At 39.9% G+C, this 17,124-nt stretch carries 17 protein-coding genes; 12 read left to right on the top strand and 5 right to left on the bottom strand.

The window, feature by feature from the left end; genetic code table 11:
- The first annotated feature begins 297 nt into the window (after positions 1–297).
- Positions 298–1,113, top strand: a complete 816-nt coding sequence (locus ACP8HG_RS08430; protein WP_438298481.1) for a Cof-type HAD-IIB family hydrolase — start codon at positions 298–300, stop codon at positions 1,111–1,113.
- A gap of 245 nt (positions 1,114–1,358) precedes the next feature.
- On the opposite strand, the gene ACP8HG_RS08425 is transcribed toward ACP8HG_RS08430, so the two are convergent.
- Positions 1,359–1,688: a DUF3889 domain-containing protein gene (locus ACP8HG_RS08425; protein ID WP_067210521.1), complete on the bottom strand. Its 330-nt coding sequence runs from the start codon at positions 1,686–1,688 to the stop codon at positions 1,359–1,361.
- Positions 1,689–2,148: 460 nt separating this feature from the next.
- Here ACP8HG_RS08425 and ACP8HG_RS08420 point away from each other — a divergent pair, with 460 nt between their 5' ends.
- Positions 2,149–3,363 carry a NupC/NupG family nucleoside CNT transporter gene (locus ACP8HG_RS08420; RefSeq protein ID WP_187045160.1) on the top strand — a complete coding sequence of 405 codons (1,215 nt, stop codon included), beginning with the start codon at positions 2,149–2,151 and terminating at the stop codon, positions 3,361–3,363.
- Between the two features lie 87 nt (positions 3,364–3,450).
- Here ACP8HG_RS08420 and ACP8HG_RS08415 read toward each other — a convergent pair whose 3' ends face one another.
- The 3 genes from ACP8HG_RS08415 to ACP8HG_RS08405 form a co-directional block, all read right to left on the bottom strand.
- On the bottom strand, positions 3,451–3,729 hold the full coding sequence (locus ACP8HG_RS08415; RefSeq protein ID WP_438298480.1) for a DNA primase: 279 nt from the start codon (positions 3,727–3,729) through the stop codon (positions 3,451–3,453).
- 140 nt (positions 3,730–3,869) lie between these two features.
- Positions 3,870–5,678, bottom strand: a complete 1,809-nt coding sequence (locus ACP8HG_RS08410) for a cache domain-containing sensor histidine kinase (protein ID WP_438298479.1) — start codon at positions 5,676–5,678, stop codon at positions 3,870–3,872.
- A gap of 4 nt (positions 5,679–5,682) precedes the next feature.
- Positions 5,683–6,462, bottom strand: coding sequence for a response regulator transcription factor (locus ACP8HG_RS08405; protein ID WP_342538553.1), 780 nt, complete (start codon positions 6,460–6,462; stop codon positions 5,683–5,685).
- Between the two features lie 368 nt (positions 6,463–6,830).
- Between ACP8HG_RS08405 and ACP8HG_RS08400 the strand changes: the two genes are divergently transcribed.
- From ACP8HG_RS08400 to ACP8HG_RS08375, 6 genes are all read left to right on the top strand, one after another.
- On the top strand, positions 6,831–8,204 hold the full coding sequence (locus tag ACP8HG_RS08400; protein WP_340742336.1) for an ABC transporter substrate-binding protein: 1,374 nt from the start codon (positions 6,831–6,833) through the stop codon (positions 8,202–8,204).
- Between the two features lie 196 nt (positions 8,205–8,400).
- A complete protein-coding gene (locus tag ACP8HG_RS08395) occupies positions 8,401–9,168 on the top strand; it encodes a carbohydrate ABC transporter permease (protein WP_435531884.1) in 768 nt (255 codons plus the stop codon).
- Positions 9,169–9,183: 15 nt separating this feature from the next.
- Positions 9,184–10,065, top strand: coding sequence for a carbohydrate ABC transporter permease (locus tag ACP8HG_RS08390; protein ID WP_231885677.1), 882 nt, complete (start codon positions 9,184–9,186; stop codon positions 10,063–10,065).
- Between the two features lie 88 nt (positions 10,066–10,153).
- Positions 10,154–11,071, top strand: a complete 918-nt coding sequence (locus tag ACP8HG_RS08385; protein WP_187045155.1) for a dihydrodipicolinate synthase family protein — start codon at positions 10,154–10,156, stop codon at positions 11,069–11,071.
- 18 nt (positions 11,072–11,089) lie between these two features.
- The gene (locus ACP8HG_RS08380) at positions 11,090–12,076 is read left to right on the top strand and encodes an SGNH/GDSL hydrolase family protein (protein ID WP_438298478.1); all 987 of its coding nucleotides are present in this window, start codon (positions 11,090–11,092) and stop codon (positions 12,074–12,076) included.
- 28 nt (positions 12,077–12,104) lie between these two features.
- Positions 12,105–12,794 (top strand): N-acetylmannosamine-6-phosphate 2-epimerase, encoded by a 690-nt coding sequence (locus tag ACP8HG_RS08375; RefSeq protein WP_438298637.1) that lies wholly within the window; start codon positions 12,105–12,107, stop codon positions 12,792–12,794.
- A 264-nt stretch (positions 12,795–13,058) separates the two neighbouring features.
- On the opposite strand, the gene ACP8HG_RS08370 is transcribed toward ACP8HG_RS08375, so the two are convergent.
- On the bottom strand, positions 13,059–13,961 hold the full coding sequence (locus tag ACP8HG_RS08370; RefSeq protein ID WP_438298477.1) for an aldo/keto reductase: 903 nt from the start codon (positions 13,959–13,961) through the stop codon (positions 13,059–13,061).
- A 70-nt stretch (positions 13,962–14,031) separates the two neighbouring features.
- On the opposite strand from ACP8HG_RS08370, the gene ACP8HG_RS08365 reads away from it, so the two are divergent.
- The 4 genes from ACP8HG_RS08365 (at position 14,032) to xerD (ending at position 17,118) form a co-directional block, all read left to right on the top strand.
- Entirely contained in the window at positions 14,032–14,577 is a 546-nt protein-coding gene (locus ACP8HG_RS08365; protein ID WP_067210499.1) for an NUDIX domain-containing protein, read from the top strand.
- A 338-nt stretch (positions 14,578–14,915) separates the two neighbouring features.
- Complete coding sequence (locus ACP8HG_RS08360) at positions 14,916–15,461, top strand: hypothetical protein (protein WP_156476057.1); 546 nt, start codon at positions 14,916–14,918, stop codon at positions 15,459–15,461.
- A gap of 94 nt (positions 15,462–15,555) precedes the next feature.
- Positions 15,556–16,014, top strand: coding sequence for a ferric iron uptake transcriptional regulator (fur, locus tag ACP8HG_RS08355; RefSeq protein WP_067210494.1), 459 nt, complete (start codon positions 15,556–15,558; stop codon positions 16,012–16,014).
- 204 nt (positions 16,015–16,218) lie between these two features.
- Complete coding sequence (xerD, locus tag ACP8HG_RS08350; RefSeq protein ID WP_342539796.1) at positions 16,219–17,118, top strand: site-specific tyrosine recombinase XerD; 900 nt, start codon at positions 16,219–16,221, stop codon at positions 17,116–17,118.
- The last annotated feature ends 6 nt before the right edge of the window (positions 17,119–17,124 follow it).

The following is a 17,124-nucleotide window of genomic DNA, read 5'->3' as shown; positions in this document are numbered from 1 at the left end:
AAGAATACTAGAATTATAGGGGAGAATACAATCACGCAACAGGCACTGTTGGTGAATGGAGTGGGGATAGTAAAACATCAACGAACATCAATTAGAGAATTTCAATGAAATAATGTTGACGTATCGTGACTCGAGGTAGCCACAAAAAAACGCCTGTAAGTTAGTGACATAACTATTTTATTTTCCACCTCTCGATTTTAACATGCAATTATTTCGAGATGAAAAGTATCTTCACTAGACAGTGTAAGTCACAACATGCGACGATAACTAGATAGCATTAAGTAAAGGGGGAATTCCATGTATAAACTAATTGCGATTGACCTTGATGGGACATTACTTACGGATGAATTACTGATTACGCCAAGAACAATCGAGGCTATTCAAAAAGCGGTGGAATTAGGAACAGTTGTCACGATTGCGACAGGGCGTATGTTTCCATCTGCGAAATTATTTGCACAGCAACTGGGCATCAATGTACCAGTTATTACGTATCAGGGTGCAATCATTAAAAGCATTGATGACGATGAAGTGATGTATGAACGACTTATTCCTCCTAACATGGCACAAAAACTAGTTGAGATTGCTCGTGATAAAAAAATACATTTGCAAGTTTATCAAGATGATATTCTTTATGCTGCATCAGAAATTGACAAGATTATTGAGTACTCCAAAAAATCGAAGGTCCCGTATAAAATAGAACCGGATCTTGGCAAACTTGCGAAACTAGGATTTACGAAAGCACTCTTTATCGAAGAGCCTGCCTACCTTGCAACCTTACAGGATGAATTGCGGGCATTGTTTGGAGGGAGTGCACATATCGCCAAGTCTTTAGTAAACTATCTTGAAGTGACGCATCCGGAAGCTAACAAAGGAAGTGCTTTATTGCACCTAGCGAGTAATCTTGGTATCGATCGTACAGAAATTATCGCTATAGGCGACAATCACAATGATATTGAACTGATTAAGACGGCTGGTTTAGGTATCGCGATGGGTAACGGGGTCCAGGAATTGAAAGACCTTGCGGATTATATCTCACTGACGAACAATGAAGAAGGAGTGCTCCATGCAATCGAAAAATTTGTTTTAGAGCCTTTGGGAGCAATGATAGAATGATGGTGAGAACTTCCTTTGGTGTTGAAAATAGTTGAATAGGGCTACTTAATGAAAAAATGCCTACGATAGATGCACTTTTAATAAGTGTGTCAATTACGTAGGTGTTTTATATTGTCTCAGTAATTTAGGTAAGGGCATAGTTTTTCCATTTAATTAAGCCTCTTGATTATTTGGATTTAAAAATAATAACCCTTGAAAAATGGGGATTATCAAATTCCGAAAAAAATGGCCACGACTGTGAAGTTTTACCTAGAAGTTTCTTCAAATTCAATAGTAACTACTTTTTCAGTTTCGGTAGTATACTCAATTCTTACAAAAACGCCGAATTCGTGGTCACCATCTTTTAACCATAGCTTAAACTTTTCAATTGTTGAATCCTTTCTAGATTCGCTTCCTTCATGAAGGTAGTCAATAATAGTTGCATTGGGATATTTTGATTGTGTTTCTTTTATAGCGAGTTTACCCCACTTAGCGTAAGCTGGAATTTCTGGTGGTGTATGAGCAATGGTTGGGATATATGTTGGTGCTGAATTAACTGTAATAATAATTCCAAGTGCAATAAATGTTTTTCTCATAATTGATGACATCTCCTTTTTTATAGGATGGGTAATTTTTTGAAAGTCATTCTAAGACCAACTGCTTACCATCGTTTAATCCATTTTTTTGATTACAGTTATTTCTTTTCTTCGTAAAAATAGACATTGGTAACAGGATATAGAAGATGATTGTACTAAGACTTTCTTATAGGTCAGCTGTATTGACTTAAAGGGTAGTCTTTTTTTGTTGTCTTAAAATGTGAGCGTATTCAAAAAACGACGAGTAATTTCGGATAAATGTGGAATACTAACTGCTGAATCATTTGGAAAACATAGTTTTTCCTATTTTCCGCACAATTTATTTACTTATGTCATTTCGTTTGCTAAACTCATTTAGTTGTATGACGTCAGACAACGAAAATGAGCTTTCCATAGTGCGAATTGGCGTATTAGTAACAAAATTATAAATGGAAAACTTCCATATGAAGAGGTGTACTAGTTGAATTTATTGTGGGGGCTTTTAGGGATAGTTGTGGTATTAGGAATTGCATTTCTTTTATCTAATGGAAAGAAATCGATTAATTACCGGACTATCGTTGTTGGTTTAATCATCCAAGTGACATTTGCATTCGTCGTCTTGAAATGGGAGGCGGGGAGAGCTGGATTAATATGGTTTTCTGGACTCGTGCAAAATGTCATTGACTACGCTGGCGAAGGGGTTGCATTTCTTTTCGGTCCGGTAGCGGACGTTGAAGGATTCGGTTTCGTCTTTGCATTCCAAGTGTTGACGATCATCATTTTCTTTTCTTCCTTGATTTCCGTGCTATATTATCTTGGAATTATGCAGGTGGTTATCAAACTGATCGGAGGCGCATTATCGAAACTGCTTGGCACGAGTAAAGCAGAATCGGTTTCTGCGGCCGCGAATATATTCGTCGGACAGACGGAAGCTCCACTTGTCATCCGACCTTTTTTGGCAAACATGACGAAGTCAGAGCTTTTTGCAGTCATGACAGGAGGACTTGCATCTATTGCTGGTTCTGTTCTCGCGGGTTATGCACTCCTGGGTGTTCCACTTGAGTATTTAATTGCAGCAAGCTTCATGGCTGCACCTGCAGGATTGATTATGGCGAAAATATTTATACCGGAAACGGAGAAGTCAGAAGTTGAAGATTTTGAGATGGGTAAGGATCAGGAATCTGTGAACGTTATTGATGCAGCAGCACGTGGGGCAGGAGATGGATTAAAACTTGCCTTGAATGTCGGTGCCATGCTATTGGCGTTCATTGCGCTTATCGCTATGATGAATGGCATGTTAGGCGGAATCGGTAAATGGGTGTTTGGCTTTGAATCGTTGACCGTTGAGGGGATTCTCGGCATTCTATTTGCACCGCTGGCATTCGCCATCGGTGTTCCTTGGTCAGAGGCAGTAACAGCAGGTGGATTCATTGGTCAAAAACTTGTGTTGAATGAGTTTGTCGCGTATGCATCATTCGCACCTGAAATTGCATCACTCAGCCCTAAAACAGTCATCGTCGTGAGCTTTGCACTTTGTGGCTTTGCGAACTTAAGTTCACTGGCAATTCTTCTTGGCGGATTAGGTTCTCTTGCACCAAGTCGACGTCCTGACATTGCAAGACTGGGTGTTCGTGCGGTGGCAGCTGGGATGTTAGCCTCGTTATTGAGTGCCGCTATTGCAGGGATGTTCATTTGAAAATGAAAATTTGAATTCCAAAAAGGACTGGACGGCTACGATGCCATCCAGTCCTTTTTGGTTTAAGTGCTACAGCAGATTATCTAATTAACCGTCGCTGCCATCTTCGATATGGTCGTCATCTTTCTTATCATCAACGACGCCATCGTCATCAACCTCAACATCTTTATCTGTTTCATCATCAGTATCTAAATCTACATCCGTATTTGTTCCATCCTGAGGATTGACATCTTCTACAGGTTCGTTAACATCCACGTCAACATCGTCGTCATCCCCATCGCCACATGCAGCAAGCATTCCGACTGAGAGCAATGTTGCTGCTCCTAGCTTTAACCATTTCTTTTCGCCTTTAAGTTTTAAATCCATTTAAATCTCCTCCAAGAGTATGTCTAAGATGAATGGTGCATGTTCTTGTAATACCCACATTTTATCGTGTGAATCATTTAGATTTTTCAGATAGATGAAAGAAGCATAGTAATTAGAGTCCTGTTTCCTAACTAGTAACTTCATGGTCTTGCTGGAATTCGTATGGTTACCGTCGTGCCTACTCCGAGCAAGCTATCAATCTCAATGCCATATTGATCACCAAAATAGTACCGAATTTGATCATGGACATTTTTAAGCCCGATATGTTCTTCGGTTAATGTACTGGAGGATTGTGCAAGGCGATTTTTCAAGTATTGTAGTTGTTCTTCATCAATACCGACCCCATTGTCACTCACCGTTATTAGCATATCCTGGCCGGAAAAAACAGATGAAACTTCAAGTATTCCAGCTCCATATTTACGCTCTAACCCATGGACAATACCATTTTCTACAAGGGGCTGAAGGGAGAAATGCAAAAGTCGTATAGATTCACTAGTTGGAGCTAAGTTTTCGACGTACTGAATTTTATCTCCGAATCGCATTTGTTGTACTTGGATATACAGGCGAATGTGGGTCAATTCTTCTTCCAATGTGATTGTTTCTTTCCCACTTTGGATATTAATTCGAAATAACTGTCCGAGTACCCCAATCATTTCAGCAATATCCCGTTGTTTGTTTAACACCGCTTTCATTTGAATCGATTCAAGTGCGTTAGCTAAAAAGTGCGGATTGATTTGACTTTTTAGCGCGCGGTAATGTGCTAGCTTTTGTTGAGCTTTTAACACAGAGGACCGTTCAATGTAATCTTGTATGTCCGTGACCATTTTGCTAATTCCCTGATAAAGTCCGCCAAATTCATCCTGACGTTTGCTAGTCAAGTTAACATCGAATTTTCCGCGACCGATTATTTTCACTTGCCTACTTAAAAAGATAATTGGTTCAGTTACACGTATGTATAAGATCACCATAAATAACATAGCCATACCAATCGAAAAGAAAGCTAACCCTAAAATAACTTTGCGAAGCATTTCCGCATGCTTAGTCATTTCCTGTTCTTCTATATATTGAATAACTGTCCAGTCTGAGTAGGGAGAAGTGACAAAATTGAAAAATGAATTAACCCCGTCTACCGGTGCGTAAAAATTCCCGGATTCCTTATTTGAATCGGAAAGGAAAGGCTGGATAGCGGGTTTAAATGTCATATTGGAGTCGATTTGATCTAGGTCAGAAGCGTAAATAACACTGCCAAGAGGATCCAAAATAACGAAATTCCGATTATGATTTTCTGATAAATTTAGAATGTTACGTAATGAATCTAAACGGATATCAATAAGCAAAACACCTAACGGTTGTCTGCTTCCATTTTTATTAATTACCCTTGCGATTGATATCACTGATTCATTGGAATTTACCCTATTAAATGGTTGGTGGGTACCAAATAAGACGATTCTACCTTTTTGCTCAATGGTTTGTTTATACCATTCTTCGTTTGTTAAGTTACTCACATCGTAAACAGATTTTTTAAGTGTCGAATAAAAGACATGGTCACCTATATAAATTTGGACGCTATCGACATTCTCGATAGTTATTTCAATTGTACTGATAAAATGTTCAATTGCATTTTCGTATTCTAAAATTTGAACATAGTCTCGTTCTGAGTCATCTCCTTGCCAATTTTCAAGCGCATTTTGTAGTTTACTGTCCATCTGTGCAGTAAGCGCCCCCATCTCGATGCTCTGCAAATATTGATCGAAATTAAAAGATAGATTATTAAGAATGAGATTCGAACTATTTTGATACTCTTTTTTAGCTGATTGAATTGAAAACATGTAAATCATTACGGATAAAATCAGCAGCGGGATGGTAATCGTCAAAATCATAAGGACAAAAATTTGATGATTCACATGTTTAAATTGGAAAAATGGTAAGAAGCGCTTCAATTGGTTCATAATATCATAGCCTTAACTGTTTTCTATATTCTGTTGGTGTCATTTGGGTAACACTTTTAAATACTTTTACGAAATGTTTATAACTTTTATACCCACATAAACTTGCCACGTCGGCGATGGAATGTTGCGACACCTTCAGGCATTGTAGCGCATAATTAATCCTTATTTCGCTTACAAAAGTCATGTAGTTTTTATTTAATTTTGTTTTGAATAGCCGACTTAAATAAGAAGGATGATAAAAGAAATGTTCGGCAACCATATTGAGTGTTAATTCTTGATCCAAATGCAGTTTGATATAGGACTCTATTTTTTCGAAAAGTTGAAGGCCTTCTTCAGGCGCAATTCCAACCCCTTGAATTGTACCTGGATCTGTCAGCCGTTCGAAAGATTGTGGCATAAGTTGCTTTAGGCGTATTTTTTCTAAGCAATTTACAATAACTGAAAAACTTTTTTCGTATTGCAATGGTTTTAGTAAATAATCATATACACCGCCATAATGAATGGCTTTTTGCGCGTACTCGAATTCATTGTGGCCAGTCAAAATAATAAAAAGGGTATCGGGCAGTTTTGATCGGAGCTGTCCAATCATTTCAAGTCCATCCATTACAGGCATACGAATGTCTGTAATCACCAAGTGGGGGAGCTCGATTAAAGCTCTATCCACTCCGTCTTTCCCGTTTTCCGCCTCAATAATTGTATGGACCCCTAACTCTTTCCAATCGAAGTACTGTTTTAATCCAGAACGTATGAGAGGTTCATCCTCAACAATCATCAATTTATACATCGTATTCCCCCAAAAATAATTTGATAGTAGTTGTTGTTTTTAGGAATGTGTTTAATGACCTCTAAATTTCTATTACTTACTTAAACAGCCATTTTGTGAATCTATTTTAAGTGTACACGATAAAAAAAGTTTCCCCAACAATAAATTGGTAGAAGATTCAAACATGTTGTGGAGGTTAATCTTTAATGGCGGCGTATTGAAGTTGGAATTATTAAATAATTTAAAGGGGTTTGGAGCATTTATGTCAGAATAGGGCTATGAATGTAAAGTTCATGGGATTGTCATGTCTGGTTATTGACTTTATGCTTAAAACAGGAAATGAAAGCGCTTCACCACTATTTCCGGAAATACAAGGAGGGGGAGATATTATGCGAGGTTCGAAAAAGGGTTCTGTCTTGTTAGTTGTAATGGCTCTTGTATTATCACTATTTTTGACCGCTTGTAGTCAAGACACAGCAAAGGAAAGCGAAGGTGGCAAAGACACAGACAAAAATCCAAGTAACGAAAAACAGGTGGAAATAACGTGGTGGAATTTCCCGAACTTCCAAGCCTTAGATGGAGAAGTGGGTAAGTATGAGAAAGAAATTATTGCCGCTTTCAATGAAAAAAATCCAGACATTAAAGTGAAGTTAGAGATGCTTACTTTTGAAGGTGGACCTGAAAAGCTGAATGTAGCAATCGCTACGAACACAGCACCAGATATGATCTACGACGCTCCAGGGCGGATCATTGATTGGGGTAAGAAAGGGTTACTTGCACCACTAAATGACATGATGCCAGATGATGTGAAAAATGATATATCTCCAGCGTTAATGAAACAATCGATGGTTGGAGATCAGGTTTATATGTATCCATTCAATACAGGGCCATTCATGATGGCTGTCAACAAGACTTTATTTGAGGACATTGGCGAACTTGATTTGCTACCATTAGATCGACCAGATCGGACATGGACTGTAGCGGAGTATGAGAAAGCGTTACATGCAGTTAAAGAAAAGGCTCCGGGTATCATTCCATCTGGTTTCTATGCAAAAAGCGTTGCGGGAGACCAAGGGACACGAGGATATATTACTAATCTAGGAACTAGTCGGTTTTTGAATGAAGATTATAGCGCTGTTGCGATTAACTCAGAAAGCGGGATTAAAGGGCTTGAATGGGTTGTTCAAGCTTCAAGAGATGGACTGGTGGCACCGGGCGCTGCTTCATTAGATGCTGGGGATCATAATGATTTATTCTTGCAAGGTAAAATGGCATTTGCTATTAACTATTCTGCTGTACTTAAATCACTTTTTGCTCCAAATAAAACAGAGGACTTTGAGGATGTTTTACTTCCTTATCCAACACCGGATGGATCCGATCCGAAGCTTGAACCATTTCTTGGTGGTCTAGCAGTCTTTAATAATGATGACGATAAAAAAGCTGAAGCAGCAAAAAAATTAGTTGACTTCATCGTGAACGATCCTGAATGGGGCGAGAAAAACTTGATTCAAACAGGAGGTTTGTCAGCGCGGAACTCAGTTACAGGCCTATATGAAGGGTCTGAGTATGAGTATTCAGAGCTGGCACGTAAATTCATAACAGATCCACCAACGATTGCAGACGGCTATGCAGAAGTGCGTACTTTCTGGTTCCCAGCACTGCAAGAAGCAATCCTTGAAACGAAATCAGCTAAAGAAGCGTTAGATGAATTTGCGGAGAAGTCCAATGCCGCGATTGAGAAAGCGAAAGCAGCGAATAAATAAAGTGAAGAGGAGCAGCATTATTTATTCGCTGCTCCTTTCCATAAAGAATTAGATTGGGGTGAAACAATTGTTAGCTACCATTCGTAAACCAAACAAAAACAAATTACGTGATTGGATGATGAGTTATTTGTTTTTATTACCTGCGTTAACATTTTTCCTCATTTTCGTTGTGTATCCCATGCTGCGAGGAATATACATGAGTTTTTTCGATTACAACATTACGAGTTTTGAATTTATTGGATGGGATAATTATGTAACTCTTTATCATGATAAAACGTTCCATAAATCTATGATTAATACAATTGTACTTGTTGCAGTTGCTGTTCCTATCGTTATTGGTTTTTCTATTTTTGTAGCGATGTCCATCTATAAGAAAAGTGAATTTATAAGATCATTTTGTAGGGGGATATTCTATCTACCTGCTGTAACCTCAGTGGTGAGTGTTACTGTCGTATGGGGTTGGATCTATCATCCTAACTTTGGAATTCTTAATTATATTACTAGTTTTTTTGGAATAGAGCCGGTCTCCTGGCTGGGAGATCCTAAAACAGCTTTGATGGCGATTACAGTTATATTAATCACGACTTCCGTTGGACAGCCAATTATTCTGTACGTTGCTTCACTCGGTAACATTCCGACTACGTATATTGAAGCAGCCCAGATTGATCGAGCTACACCGTGGCAAATTTTCCGGAAAATTATATGGCCATTATTGATGCCGACAAGTTTATATGTGATTGTCATTACGACAATTAATTCGTTTCAGTGTTTCGCTCTCATCCAATTGCTAACCTCTGGAGGTCCAATTTATAGTACATCGACCGTGATGTATGGCGTATATCAACAAGCATTCCTACTTGGTAATTTTGGCTTAGCTTCTGCAATGGGGGTCATTTTAGCTTTAGTCATTGGAGTGATTTCTATCATTCAATTTAAATACTTAGGCAATGATGTTGAGTATTAGGGGGAGGGAAACGTCGTGAAAGCACAATCCCAGTTAAACATGAAGAAAAAGTTTAATCGATCTAGTAATAAAAAATGGTTTCGTGAATTAAGCGCATTCAAAATAATAGCTACACTATTACTGATTCTCTCTGCACTATTCTTTATTTTTCCGTTTTATTGGATTATCACGGGGGCATTCAAAGCTCAAGTTGTTGCGATAACGATACCACCAGAATGGTTTCCACTAAAACCAATATTGGATAATTGGGTAACACTATTTAGTAATCCGGTTTGGCGCTGGACATTTAATAGTTTCTTTATTGCAAGTAGTGAAATGATTGCTGTCTGTTTTGTAAGCGCTACAGCGGGCTTTGTTCTTGCCAAAAAAGTATTTCCTGGGCGCAAGCTGATCTTTATTGTACTAATTGCTGCAATGGCACTACCTAAACAAGTTATTCTTGTTCCATTGTTCACAATGCTAGCGGATTTCGGTTGGGTAGATACATATAAAGGATTAATCATTCCGGCAATCGGCTGGCCATTCGGTGTATTCCTTATGAAACAGTTTTCTCAAACGATACCCAATGAACTGTTGGAAGCTGCAAAAATAGATGGCTGTGGTGAAATTCGCACGTTTTGGCATATTGTTCTTCCGATGCTTAAACCAGCTCTAGGTGCTTTAGCAATCTTTACGTTCATGTTAAGTTGGAACGATTATTTCAGTCAACTTGTTATCACTCGTTCGACGGAAATGATGACCCTACCACTAGGTATTGCTACGATGCAGGGTGAGCATAAGACTGATTATGGGGTCATGATGGCTGGAGCAGCACTTGCATCTGTACCGATGATTGTCATATTCACATTGTTCCAAAAGTCCTTTACACAAGGAATTACGATGGGCTCAGTCAAATAAACACCCGCTTCGTCGCTCGGCGAAAGGCTGCCTCTTGTAGAGCGCCTTCGCTCAGTTTACATAGATAGTCAAGAGGGGAGAAAAGAATATGTTACTTGATAAGTATAAAGGAATTATTCCAGCATTCTATGCTTGTTATGATGAAGCAGGAGAAATATCACCAGAGAGAATTAAAGCGTTAGCGATTCATCTTTATGAAAAAGGAGTACAAGGTCTCTACGTTGGTGGCAGTTCGGGGGAGTGTATTTATCAAAATCTTGAGGAGAGAAAGGCGACATTGAAATATGTTGCCGAAAGCCTGAAAGGGCAACTTACGTTGATCGCCCATGTTGGAGCACCATCAACAAAAGAAAGCGTTGAATTAGCGAAGTACGCGGAAGAATTAGGGTATGATGCGTTGTCTGCTATACCGCCAATTTATTTTCAACTGCCTGAAAGTGCAATTGAAAAGTACTGGACGGAAATTATGGATTCAACGGACCTGCCGTTTATTATTTATAACATCCCTCAAACGACCGGATACAATCTTTCAATTAACTTACTCAAGAAGTTATTACAGAACGACAAGCTAATTGGTGTGAAAAACTCTTCGATGCCAGTCATGGATATTGAAAGATTTAAAGCGGCAGCACATGACGACTTTATTGTTTTTAATGGCCCAGATGAGCAATATGTATCCGGAAGGTTAATTGGTGCGGATAGCGGGATTGGCGGAACTTATGGTGTGATGCCAGAGTTGTTCCTAAAAGCGGAAGAGTTTGTATCAGCCGGGGATTTCTCAGAAGCGCGGAAAATTCAACATGACATTAATGATATCATTATGGCATTATGTTCATTGAATGGTTCAATGTATTCCGTTATTAAAGAAATCTATAAACTAAAGGGCGTAAATATTGGTAGCGTTAGAGGCCCATTAGAGCCGGTATCTGGAGACGATATTGAGAAAGTTGAAGGTATTAAGACTAGGATTGACGAAGTAATAATGAACTATCAGACTCAAAATTAAAATGTTGGCGGTGGATAAATGAAACCAATTGTATTGAATTCAGAAACGATTTTGGGCGCTATATCACTTGAAAAAAGTGGAGGGCTTATTAGTCCTTGGAGAATTTTTCATGAAGATAAATATTTTTATACGCCAAATCAACTTAACCGAACAGCAGAGATACCTGCCGGCGTTCGAATAACGTTTGAAACAAACTCCCCAACGATTAAAGTGGAATTTGCAGCATCTGAAGTTGAAGTAGAATTCGATGTCGTGATTGATAGGGAATTAGTGAAAACGATAATAGTTAGATCTAAGGATACGTCTTTTACAGTGGATGGTCTTTTAGCAAGTAATAAAGTTGTTGAAATTTATTTATCGCAACGACAAAAAATGGCCGTAAGGAATGTTTATATTGCTGAAGAAGCGAATTGGAACGCTTACCCTTCTTTAAGGAGGAAATGGCTGGCCTATGGGAGTTCCATTACTCAATGCCAGGCGGCAGAAAGCCCTTCACAGACATGGCCGGTTATTACCGCGGCCGAATTAGATTTGGATTTAACTTGCCTGGGATTCAGTGGGCAATGCCAGTATGAACCAATGATTGCTAGAACGATTAGGGATACGCCCGTTGACTTTATTTCCCTCTGTGCGGGCATAAATATATACGGTGCAAACAGTTATAATGAACGAACATTTCAAGCGATTATCATTGGATTTATTAAAATTATTCGTGAAAAACAGTCGAAAGTTCCAATAGTTTTAAGTTCTCCTATTTATGGAGCATTTAGAGAGGGGACCCCTAATCTAGTCGGCTTTACGCTTATTAAGATGAGACAACAAATACAAGAAATTGTAGAGATATTTAGAAGAAATGGTGATGATCATCTTTTTTATGTGAACGGGTTGGATATCCTGGGGGAAGACTACGCCGGCTTACTACCGGACGAACTTCATCCGAATGCAGAAGGCTATAAGCTGATGGGGCATAATTTTGCAAATGAATTTAAGGAATATTTTAAATGAAAGCAGGGCTACATGGAGGTGTATTTAACTGAAAACTAAAGCGGAAATTTTTGCTGCTATAGAACATGAACTTATTGTTTCTTGTCAGGCACTTCCAGAAGAACCAATGCACAGTTCGTTTATAATGGGGAAAATGGCATATTCCGCAATGAAGGGCGGGGCTAAAGGAATTAGAGCGAATAGCGTTGAAGATATTAAAGAGATTAAAAAAAATGTGGAATTGCCGATCATTGGCATCATTAAAAGTGTTTACAAGGGATCTGATGTTTTCATCACACCAACTCTAAAAGAAATAGATTTACTTTATCGAGAAGGTGTGAACATTATTGCGTTAGATGCAACTAATAGAATCAGGCCGGACGGTAAACTCATAAGCGAGGTTTTCCCTACTATTCGCGAAAAATATAGTGATCAACTATTCATGGCTGATTGCTCAACGTATGAAGAGGCGAAAGAAGCTTATGCATTAGGATTTGATTGCCTAGGAACAACACTTAGTGGCTATACCGACTATACGCGAGGGACAAGTTTGCCGGATATGGAGTTAATTGAGAGGCTAGTGAAGGATTTTCCTATCCCGATTATCGCAGAAGGCGGTATTTGGACACCAGATCAACTTAAGCGCGTGTTCGAACTAGGGGCTTACTCTGCTGTTGTTGGAACAGCAATAACAAGACCTATGGATATTACAAAAAGGTTTGTTGATGCTATTAAATGAGAGATGTTAATTGAACAGTAAAAAGGAGCTAAAACCATAGCGGTTTATAGCTCCTTTTTGTGTAGGTAACCCGTGGCGGTGATAATACGGCAGATGCCAGTCATAATCGGAGCCATGGCGAGCATAACAGGTCTCATGCCGGTCATAAGTGTGTCTATGCCGATCATAACCAGATGGACGGTCGCTTTTCCAGCAAGAAATGCCTTGAATCTGAGGTGCAGTAATGTATTTAGTTAATTGTTTGTTTGTTCCTTCAGAAGAGAATCAAACGCGATGCTCTTTGTAATTGTGTATTTTTGCGATATGCCCTAACTGAGTGATTTCTTCGTCAGTCGTTTTTTTCTCGTAAGCGATGATTGAATCGAGCAATTGCTCAGTTGTGCGCGCACCAACGAGGGCTGACGCTACTGTTTTATCATGAAGGGCGAAAGCAATTGCCGCCGCGTGCAGGTCTTCTGATTGTTCACTCAGCGCTTGGACTGTTTGTGTTAATTCACTCGCATTATATTCGACAAATCCATTCGCTTTTGCAGCTCTTGATAAACCTTCCGATGTTAAAAAACCTTTGGCTATGGTCCCACGCGTAATAACAGAGGCACCGGCCTCGTGGATCGTTGGAAACCATTCTTCTGGTCTGCGGTCAAGCAGGTTATATTGCATCATTACAGAGACTGCTGAACTAGTATCCAAGAATCGCTTAATGACATTCGGACGAATCGAAGAAATGCCATATTGACGAATAAGTCCATCTTTTTTTAAGCTTTCAAATGCATCAATTGTCTCCTCCACATTGTCTTCCATTGTCCCGCCATGAAGCTGGTAGACATCGATATAATCTGTGTCGAGGCGCAATAGACTCTGTTTGACTGCCTCCATAATATGCTCTTTTGAAGAATCCCATGTCCATCCTTCACCACTCGGATTCATCTTATTGCCGGCTTTCGTCGCAAGGATAATATCATTCCGTCTTCCTTTTATCGAAGACCCCAGGAGTTCTTCATTTTTACCGCTATTATACAAATCGGCTGTATCAAAGTAATTGATGCCTGAGTGAATCGCAGCGTCGACGATGTTTTTCGATTCGGTTAAATCATCTGGCAGAGACATACAACCGAGTCCGATTTCGGAAATGTATAGACCGCTTTTACCCAATTCTCTTTTCTCCATGAAAGCACCCCCTGTTTTGTTCATGGTACAATGACGTCACACTATTATCCATAAAAAGGAGTCGGAAACGATGAATAAATATGAAGAAAAAACAATTTCAGGTGAAACACTTTATGAAGGGAAAATTATCACACTGCGTGTTGAGGAAGTGGAACTTCCGGATGGTAAGAAAGCGACACGTGAATTGATCAAACATCCGGGGGCAGTTTCCATCATTCCGATTACTGCTGATGGAAAAATTGTACTCGTTGAACAATATAGAAAAGCGCTGGAACGTACGCTGATTGAAATTCCAGCGGGGAAAATTGATCCGGGAGAGGAACCGGCAGTGACGGCGGTCCGCGAACTGGAAGAAGAAACGGGATACGGCGCGAAAGAATTTACTTATATCCAGTCCTTTGCAACGTCCCCTGGTTTTGCAGATGAAGTAATTCATATGTATTTAGCACAAGATCTATATAAAATCGAAAACCCGGCAGCGGGAGACGAAGATGAATTCATTGGACTACTAGAAGTGACACTCGTAGAAGCGCAAGAAATGGTTGTGTCAGGAGAAATTTTCGATGCAAAAACTGCGTTCGCTGTTCTTTATGCCAAAAACCTTTTAACAAAGTGACCTAATTTTGCACGGACAAGCATATGTTGTATAAGGTGACACTTCAATCGATGGGGGAAGTCTTATCCCCCCGCGGATTGAGGCAGGACTCAGACTTATTACGCCGTGTTCTATGGCAAAAAGGAGGGATGAATTTCAATCCCTCCCTTCTGAGTGACCGACAGGGAGGAATGAACTGCAATTCCTCCTCGTTGGCCCGAACCAATCGGGCTTTACGGACAGTTGACCCCCATTTACGTTTATTCTTACGCCAAAACTTAAATGGGGTTCTTTTGACGTACTAATGCCGATGATGCCACAGGAAGTGGTGTTTCTAGTCGGCTTGTCCGTCACCGTTAATGCAGGATAAACTATGCGGAGGTGAAGCTTTGGTCCGTTCTTTATCGTTCATCCACTTATTTGTCATTCTTGCAATTGGCTTTATTGGTGGAGCGCTCTTATTTCGCGAGATGCCTACAACTGCGGTAGAGAGGGTAGTTACATTTTATGATGCTCGGGTCGTTCTAGGGCATGATGCAGGTTATATAAAACCCGTGGGTATGGCAGCACTATTTTTTATCATTGCGTTTATACTGGCGATGTTTAGGAAAACAAGATTCACCGTATTACTTTTCGGAGCAGTGAAATGTGTTCTTTTCGGATTGTCTTCATCCTATTTACTAGCTTCAGGCACGAAAATAATGGCTTATTCAATTTGGTGGTTTCCGTTTCAGTTTCTTATTTGTTTTCTGTTTTTAGTGTATTGCGCAATCCTAAGTCCACCTTACTTTATGCGTTCAACGATGGGGAAAGGCCCTAATACACGCGCATTACCGATGATTGTCGGCATGTCGATTGCCATACTTGCTATCGAAATTATCGTCTTTCAATTCATTTTAAAGTAGAATATTTTCGTCTTTAATTATCTGTCTGCTCCCTTTCTGTTGTCATAAGGAAAGCCCATTTGTTATAATGGATACAGTTTGAGGGGGGCGTCGTATGGAGAGCCGAATCGATCGGATAAAAAAACAATTGCATGGGGCCAGCTACAAGCTGACACCTCAGCGCGAAGCGACGGTTTTGGTCCTCCTTGAGCATGAGGAAGATCATCTGAGTGCTGAAGATGTATTTTTGCTAGTCAAAGAGAAAGCACCGGAAATCGGGCTTGCTACCGTGTATCGTACGTTGGAATTGCTGACAGATCTTAAGGTAGTCGATAAAATCAATTTTGGTGACGGTGTATCGAGGTATGATCTGCGGCAGGAAGGTGCTGCCCATTTCCATCATCATCTTATTTGTATCGAATGTGGAACAGTGGATGAAATTCAAGAAGATCTTCTCGGAGATGTCGAAAAGATTGTTGAAAGTCGCTTTGAATTCGCTATTAAGGACCATTGGTTAACGTTTCACGGTATTTGCAAAAGATGTAAATCGGATGTAGATGAAGGTGAGAAGTAAGAAGAGGGATGGCATAATGCTGTCCCTTTTGTCGTTGGGTAGGAAATTATAAAATTTAGGTCTGTAGAAAACTTGAGGAAAAGCTATTCCACGTTCAGATTCCAGCACTTTTGTCTTGGACTCAAACCTGTAACAATCGAAGGGGGGAAGGGATTTGTTCAAATTAAAGGCAAATGGAAACGGTTTTTCTGTTTCCCGCTTGTTATGAAAGACATCCGTTTTGCGCTTGAAGATTACATGCACTTTTTACAAGTGGAGCGGCAGTTGTCAGGAAATACAATTATTTCATATAAGCGTGACCTTGCCGAATATCTAGACTATATGGAACAGGCAGGTTACGAATCATTGGATGACGTAGATCGTCCTGTTATAGTGGGGCATTTACATCGATTGAAAGAAGGCGGGAAATCGGCTAGGACCATATCTAGACATATTTCATCAATCCGTTCATTTCATCAATTCCTTCTTCGGGAAAAGGTCACGACCCAGGATCCAACAGTCCATTTGGAACTGCCGAAACTTGAGCAGAAATTACCACGTGTTTTGTCAATGGACGAAGTAGACAGACTAATCAAGGCGCCAGATCGTTCAAAGCCACAGGGTGTCAGAGATACTGCGTTGCTCGAAATTTTGTATGGGACAGGTATGCGTGTAAGTGAACTGATTGGACTTAATATGGATGATATTCATCTCACGATGGGGTTTGTCCGTGTATTCGGTAAAGGTGGGAAAGAAAGAATTATCCCTCTCGGGGGGAAATCAATTACGGCGTGTAAGCGTTATATCGAAGAAGCACGTCCAATTTTTATAGAAAAACAAAAAGGTGCCGATGCATTATTTGTCAACATGAGGGGAACAAGACTTACTAGACAGGGGTGTTGGAAACTGTTGAATGGACATGCCCTAAAAGCGGGTATACAGAAAGAGTTGACGCCACATATATTGCGTCATACTTTTGCTACTCACCTCATCGAAAACGGGGCGGATCTGCGGGCAGTACAAGAAATGCTCGGACACGCCGATATTTCCACTACGCAAATTTATACACATGTCAGCCGTTCGAGGTTGAAAGAGGTCTATGTGAAATTCCATCCAAGAGCATAGAATTCT

The sequence above is a fragment of the Sporosarcina sp. FA15 genome (assembly GCF_051550195.1).
Classification (GTDB): domain Bacteria; phylum Bacillota; class Bacilli; order Bacillales_A; family Planococcaceae; genus Sporosarcina; species Sporosarcina psychrophila.
Note: the sequence above shows the minus strand (reverse complement) of the source record. Positions and strands in the feature narration are given on the sequence as shown.